We start from the raw sequence: 6,767 nt of genomic DNA on the forward strand, positions 1-6,767 counted from the left end.
ACCCGGGCCCGGTCGATCCGCGCGGCGCCGCGATCCCCGGTCTCGCCGTGCTGCAGCTGGGCGACGCGCTGCCCGAGGCCGAGGGCGTGGCGGCGGCCTGGTTCCACCGCCATGCCTGCACGGCAGCACTGGTGCGGCCCGACCGCTATGTATATGGCGTGGCGGCCGACRCGAACCAGCTCGGCGGCCTGATCGAGTCGCTGGCTGCCCGCCTGAACTGAAGCCCATTCGCCGACAACGGAGACGAGAAGATGAACAGAAGAGACTTTCAGATGGCGTTGATGGCGGCCGCCCTCGGGCGTGCCGGCCTGGCGTCCGCGCAGGACAAATGGCCTGACAAGCCGATCAAAGTGGTGCTCTCCCAACCGGCGGGCTCGGGCCCGGACAACGTGGCACGGCTGCTCAGCGACGGCCTCGCGCAAGCCATCGGCCAGCCCTTCGTGATCGACAACAAGCCGGGCGGCCAGAACGTGATCGGCGCCCAAGCCGTGGCCCGCGCGCCTGCGGACGGCTACACGCTCTATTTCGCGACCACGGCGGCGCTGGTCACCAACAGCTACCTATTCAAGACCCTGCCCTACGACCCGGTCAAGGACTTCGCGCCGGTGGCCTTCGTCGCCAACAGCCCGTTCGCGCTGCTGGTCAGGGATGAGTCGCCGATCGTCTCGTTCCAGGACCTCGTGGGACGCAGCGCCCGCGAACCCGGCAAGCTGTCGATCGCCAACGAAGGGCCGCGCACCTTCGGCGGCATGATCGCCCGGGCGGTCAACGCGCGGAGCAAGGCGCAAGCCAACCTGGTGTCCTACAGCTCGGTCGGCGTCGCCTTGCAGGACATCCTGGGCGGCCATGCCGACGCCGTGGTCGCAGATCTCGCGTCGAGTTCTCAGCTGGCGCGCCAGGGGCGCCTGCGGGTGCTCGCGGTCACGTCGGCCAAGCGGGTCGCGGGATGGGAGCAGGTGCCGGCGCTGGCCGAATTCCTGCCCGGCGTCGAGATGACGGGCTGGATGGCGATCGTGGCGCCGGCCGGCACGCCGCAGCCGATCGTGCTGCGGCTGAACGCCGAGATCAACAAGCTGCTGGCCCAGCCCGCGATCGCCGAGAAGATGTTCGCGATCGGCCCGATCGCGGCGCCGGGCGGCTCGCCGAGGCAGTTCGAGATGTTCCTGCTCGACGAGCACAAGCGGCTCGGGCAGGTCGCCCTGGAGATCGGCCTGCTGCCCGAGTGAGTGGGCGCCCGGTCCCGACCGGACCCAGGATGTCTCACAGCAGCACCTTCACCAGCCGGTCGAGCAGCTCCTGCGCCGAGAACATCGTGAGCGTGAGCGGCAGCACGGGCAGCAGGATCGTGACGGCCAGATGCAGCACGGTCTTCAAGGTGAACGGCGCCCAGCGCATGTCCTCGACGACGGCGAAACTGTTGCCCATGTCGGCCAGCGACTGGACATCCTGGCTGCCGAGCAGCGCTTCGTCGGGCCGGGCGCCGCCGCGCAGCCACTTCTGGTGGAACTCGCGCGCATAGCGTTGCGCCAGCGTGCCGTACTCGCGGCGGCCCCTGTTCTCGGCCGCTTCGAGCTGAGGGCTGAAAAAGCACAGGGGCCCGAGGATCAGGCACACCATCAGGGCCACCACCCCGGCGATCTCGAACTCGAACTCGAGCAGCTTGGCACCGCCGAAGAAGATGCGATCGGCGATCATGCCGGCCAGCAGGACGCCCTGCGCGAAGAGGAAGGGTGCGAAGGCGACCCGCACCAGCGCAAGAAAGCCGAGTCCACCGCAGCGGTCGGGGTGCGTCGGGATCAGGCGCAACTCGATGCGCGAGACATGCCAAAGGAAGCGTGACCAGATGAACAGCCGCCAGTACCAGCGCAGCAGCAGGAATTGGAACAGCGGCAGGCTCACGCAGGCCAGCCACCAGCCGGCCAGCGACAGCTTCAGCTGGCCTTCCACGACGACGCCATACCAGCTCGAGACGTCCAGCGTCAGTCGCGTGCGCCAGACGACGAAAACCCCGATGGCATACACCAGGATCACCAGAAGCAGCTCGGCCCAGACCGAGTTCCGAAAGCGCTGCGCCGACGCGATGGCGAGGTCGAACTGGGTCCGCGACGCGTCCGGAATCAGACCGTCCTCCAGGAACTGCCTGACCACCAGCCGCATGCGCCGGTGAACGACCAGCTCGGCCAGGATCAGCAGCGGCAGCGTGACCAGCAGGCGCGCATTCAGCTCGAGATCTCTGAGGAACACCAGGTCGACGCTCCGGCCCCAGGCGCGGCCTTCGGCGATGGAGAGCAGGAACAGCGGAAGCCAGGCGAGCAAGACCAACGCGATCGCCCGGCGGTGCGGCAGATTCCCCTCGTGGTCCGACAGGCGCGAGCGTCGCCAGAGCTGGAACAAGGGCCCGCCGAGCACCAGCGAGAAGTCGGCCGATTCGAGCTCGCGCAGCTCGAGGATGTGCGGTTTGGCGCGGGACATGGATCGTAAACCTCCGCGGCCCATCACCCACGCGATGCGCGGTGTGGAGGACGCTCCAGCAGCCTAGCGACATCCCGCGCGATTCCGATTGATCAGGCTCAGTCGGAATGCACGCGACCGGCGTCGACGCGGGCCTTCCGCAGGGCATGATGCACGGGTGGGCGGTCGGCCGATGTCCTGGCCGAGCCCTTGCGGAGACAGCGATGACGACCGAGAAGGCTCCTTTCCCATCCGCCATGGAAGCGCCCGCGAAGCGGGCCGAACCGACCGGCTGCGCCTCATGAAAGGCCCGTGGGCACACCACCTCGAGCGCCATCGCAACAGCCGCATCGGCTGGCTTCGCGCCGCCGTACTCGGCGCCAACGACGGCATCGTTTCCACGGCAAGCCTGATCGTCGGCGTGGCCGCGGCCCAGGCGGACCATGCCAGCATCGTGGTCACCGGCGTTGCCGGGCTGGTGGCCGGGGCGATGTCCATGGCCGCCGGCGAGTACGTCTCGGTCCATTCGCAGGCCGACACCGAGCGCGCCGACCTGTCGCGCGAGCGCGCCGAGCTCAAGGAAGACCCGGTCGCCGAACGCCGCGAGCTGACGGCCATCTACGTCGGGCGAGGCCTCTCGTACGGGCTGGCACAGCAAGTGGCCGAACAGCTGATGGCGCACGATGCCCTCGGCGCCCATGCGCGCGACGAGCTCGGCATCTCCGACAAGACGAGCGCGCGACCGGTGCAGGCGGCACTGGCTTCCGCCGCCAGCTTCACGGTCGGTGCCGCGCTCCCGCTGGCGGTCGCGGCCGTGGCCACCGGCGCCTCCGTGATCCCCTGGGTCGCCGGCATGTCGATCGCATTCCTTGGCTTGCTGGGTGCCGTCGCCGCACGGGCCGGCGGTGCGAACGTGCCGCTCGGCGCCTGGCGCGTCACCTTCTGGGGCGTGCTCGCGATGGGCCTGACCGCATCGGTGGGATCGATCTTCGGCGCGACGGTCTGACAGAGCGCGATCGGAACTGACAGCATTCCGAAAGCTTCGCCGGGGCAACATCGCGGACCTTGAACAGATCGATGGAGACACCATGAAAGCAGACACCCGCTTCGAACTCGCAGCGACCGCCCCCCTCGCCCGCCGCCGCATCCTCCAGGCCGGCGGCGCCCTCGGCCTCGCCGGGCTGCTGCCCGGCTTGGCGTCGGCCCAGGGCGGCTGGCCGAGCAAGTCGGTGCGCTTCGTGGTGCCCTTCGCGCCCGGCGGCAGCTCGGAGATCGTCGCCCGGTCGACAGCGGCCGAGCTCTCCAACACGCTGGGCCAGAGCGTCTACGTGGACAACAAGCCCGGCGCCGCCGGCAACATCGCGATGGCCGAGGTGGCGCGCAGCGACGACCAGCACACGATCATCCTCGGCCACATCGGCACGCTGGCCGTCAACCCCTACATCTTCGACAAGCTGCCCTACGACGCCAACAAGGACTTCAAGCCGGTCAGCCTGTTGGCCAAGGTGCCAAGCCTCTACGTGGTCCATCCGGACGTGCCGGCGAAAAACCTCACCGAGTTCATCGCCTACGCGAAATCGAAGCCCGGCAAGCTGAGCTATGGCTCGGCCGGCAACGGGAGCGCCGGCCACCTGGCCTTCGAGTACCTCAAGGTCAGCTCGGGGATCTTCATGCTGCACGTGCCCTACCGCGGCACCGGGCCGATGCTGACCGACCTGCTGTCGGGCCGGCTCGACGCCTCGGCCATCGGGGCGGCGGCCATCATCCCCTTCATCAAGTCGGGCAAGTTGCGCTGCATCGCCACCGGCTCGGCCAAGCGCCTGCCGCAGTTGCCGGAGGTTCCGACGGTCGCCGAACAGGGCTACCCCGGCTTCGAGATGACCCAGTGGTACGGCATGCTCGCGCCTGCCAGCATGGCTCCCGCCAACGTCGCGAAGCTGTCGGCCGAGACCATGAAGGCGGTGCGCTCTCCGGCCGCCATGGAACGGCTGCGCGGCGATGCCGCCGAGGCCATCGGCGGCACCCCGGAGCAGTTCGCCCAGTTCATCGCGGCGGAGCAGGCGCGCTGGAAGACGGTGATCGCGCGGGCCAACATCAAGCCCGACTGACGCCCATCGCTCTACCATCGGGCGATGCGCATCCTGCTGGCCGAAGACGAACACACGCTGGGCACCTGGCTCTGCAAGGCGCTCGAGCATTCCGGCATCCAGGTCGAGTGGGTCGACGATGGCCGCCTTGCCGACCGCGCCCTGCAAGCCAACGACCATGACGCGCTGGTGCTCGACCTGGGGCTGCCCGGCCTCGACGGCCACGAGGTGCTGCAGCGCTTGCGCGAGCGGGACCAGCGGCTGCCGACGCTGATCCTCACGGCGCGCGACTCGCTGAGCGAGCGCGTCGACCTGCTGAACGCCGGCGCCGACGACTTTCTCGCCAAGCCTTTCGCGCTGGCCGAACTCGAGGCCCGCCTGCATGCGCTGGTGCGGCGGGCCCGCGGCGTCGAGCATCCCCGGATCGCCTGCGGACCGCTGGTCTACGACGGAACGCGCCGGCAGTTCCTGCTCGACGGCGAACCTCTCGCGCTGTCGCCGCGCGAACTGTCCGTGCTGCGCGTGCTGGCCCAGCGCAGCGGCGAGCCCTTGTCCAAGCAGCAGATCCTCGACCGCGTGTTCTCGGACGACGACAACGTGCATCCCGAGGCGGTGGAGGTGTTCGTGCACCGCCTGCGCAAGCGGCTCGACGGAAGCGGCGTCCGCATCACGACCCTGCGCGGACTTGGCTATGCGCTGGAGGCCGGCTGATTGATCGCCCTGCTGCGTCCTGCCGGCGCTGCCGTGGACTGGGTCCGGCGTGCGAGCTTGCGGCAGCGCCTGGCGCTCCTGCTGCTTCCGCTGCTGCTGCTGGTGACCGGCGTCGAGCTCTGGATTACGCGGCACGACGCGCTCGAGGCCGCCAATGCGGCCTATGACCGGTCGGTGCTCGGTGCATTGAAGTCGATCGACGCCAACATCTCGACGGCCTCGGGCGGGCTGGCCGTCGAACTGCCGTACACCCTGTTCGAATTCTTCGAGCTGACCGCCAGCGGCCAAGTCTACTTCCGCGTCGCGACCTCCGACGGCCTGGTCGAACTGGGCAGCGCCGACCTGCCCGAACCGCAGGCCGCCCTGGTGCCCGGGGTTCCGGTGTTCTACGACGCCAGCTACTTCGGCGAATCGGTCCGCTTTGCCGCCTACCGCCGCGACCTCGATCGCGCACCGGCCGGAAGCCAGGGGCGCAGCGTGCTGATCCAGGTCGGCGAGAGCACGCGCTCGCGGCAGGAGTTCACGTCGCGCTTCGTTCGCCGCGCGGCGCTGCGCGACGGACTGGTGCTGGGGCTGCTCCTGTTCAGCACGGCGGTGGCCCTGGCGGCCGCGCTGCGGCCGCTGACCCGGCTGGCCCGCGAGGTGCAGACGCGCAAGGCCGACGACCTGACCCGGATCGACGAAGCCGATCTTCCGGCCGACATCCGGCCGCTAGTGGCCGCCGTCAACCAGCAGATGTCCCGGACCCAGGACCTGGTGGCCCAGCAGCGCCAGTTCCTCGACGACGCGTCGCACCAGCTTCRCACCCACCTGACCACGCTCCAGATGCAGGTCGACTATGCCCGGCGTGAACAGGATCCGGCCAAGGTCGGCGCCGCCCTCGAGGCCCTCGGCACCGAGATCGGCCGCGTCACGCGCAGCACCCAGCAGCTGCTCGCCCTGGGGCGCAGCGACACCGTGTCGCTGGCCTTCGCCGAAGTCGACTTGGCGGCCTTGCTGCGCGATGTCGCGGTCGACCTGCTTCCCCTCGCGCGCGCCAAGCATATCGATCTCGGCATCCACCCTCCGGCCATGACGCTGCAGGCGGTTGCCGATGCGGGCCTGCTGCGCGAGGCGCTGGGCAACCTCGTGGTCAATGCCATCGCCTACACGCCGGCCCACGGCACCATCACTCTCTTCGCCGGCAAGGAGGAGCGCGGCTGGCGGATCACCGTCGAGGACAACGGGCCGGGCCTGAGCGAGGAGGAATGCGCGGCGCTGGGCCGGCGATTCGTGCGGGGCGCGCGGGCGAGAAAAGGCGGATCGGGCCTGGGACTGGCGATCGCGCGGTCGATTGCGCAGCGACACCAGGGCGATCTCGAGCTCAGGGCGCGCGAGGACGGCCAGGGCCTGCATGCGACGCTCTGGTGGCCGGTGCGCAGCGCCTGATGCCGTCGATGGCCGGAGATCCGCCCACCATGCCCACGCCCGCATTCACTCGCCGCCAGGCGCTCGGCATGCTACCTGCCGTGCTCATGC

The 6,767-nt window shown here is 69.6% G+C and carries 6 protein-coding genes and 1 pseudogene; 6 read left to right on the plus strand and 1 reads right to left on the minus strand.

Annotated elements, in window-relative coordinates; genetic code table 11:
- Nucleotides 1-221, plus strand: a pseudogene (locus AC1DY5_RS36545) (hypothetical protein); the annotation flags it as partial.
- Between the two features lie 30 nt (nucleotides 222-251).
- The gene (locus AC1DY5_RS36550; protein WP_478119371.1) at nucleotides 252-1,226 is read left to right on the plus strand and encodes a Bug family tripartite tricarboxylate transporter substrate binding protein; all 975 of its coding nucleotides are present in this window, start codon (nucleotides 252-254) and stop codon (nucleotides 1,224-1,226) included.
- Between the two features lie 34 nt (nucleotides 1,227-1,260).
- On the opposite strand, the gene AC1DY5_RS36555 is transcribed toward AC1DY5_RS36550, so the two are convergent.
- Entirely contained in the window at nucleotides 1,261-2,472 is a 1,212-nt protein-coding gene (locus tag AC1DY5_RS36555) for a hypothetical protein (protein ID WP_478119372.1), read from the minus strand.
- 280 nt (nucleotides 2,473-2,752) lie between these two features.
- On the opposite strand from AC1DY5_RS36555, the gene AC1DY5_RS36560 reads away from it, so the two are divergent.
- The 4 genes from AC1DY5_RS36560 (at nucleotide 2,753) to AC1DY5_RS36575 (ending at nucleotide 6,677) form a co-directional block, all read left to right on the plus strand.
- Nucleotides 2,753-3,457: a VIT1/CCC1 transporter family protein gene (locus AC1DY5_RS36560; protein ID WP_478119373.1), complete on the plus strand. Its 705-nt coding sequence runs from the start codon at nucleotides 2,753-2,755 to the stop codon at nucleotides 3,455-3,457.
- A gap of 82 nt (nucleotides 3,458-3,539) precedes the next feature.
- Nucleotides 3,540-4,559 (plus strand): Bug family tripartite tricarboxylate transporter substrate binding protein, encoded by a 1,020-nt coding sequence (locus tag AC1DY5_RS36565; protein ID WP_478119374.1) that lies wholly within the window; start codon nucleotides 3,540-3,542, stop codon nucleotides 4,557-4,559.
- A gap of 24 nt (nucleotides 4,560-4,583) precedes the next feature.
- Complete coding sequence (locus tag AC1DY5_RS36570) at nucleotides 4,584-5,249, plus strand: response regulator (RefSeq protein WP_478119375.1); 666 nt, start codon at nucleotides 4,584-4,586, stop codon at nucleotides 5,247-5,249.
- On the plus strand, nucleotides 5,250-6,677 hold the full coding sequence (locus tag AC1DY5_RS36575; RefSeq protein WP_478119376.1) for a sensor histidine kinase: 1,428 nt from the start codon (nucleotides 5,250-5,252) through the stop codon (nucleotides 6,675-6,677).
- Nucleotides 6,678-6,767 lie beyond the last annotated feature (90 nt).

The organism is Variovorax sp. P4_D9, from assembly GCF_056401695.1.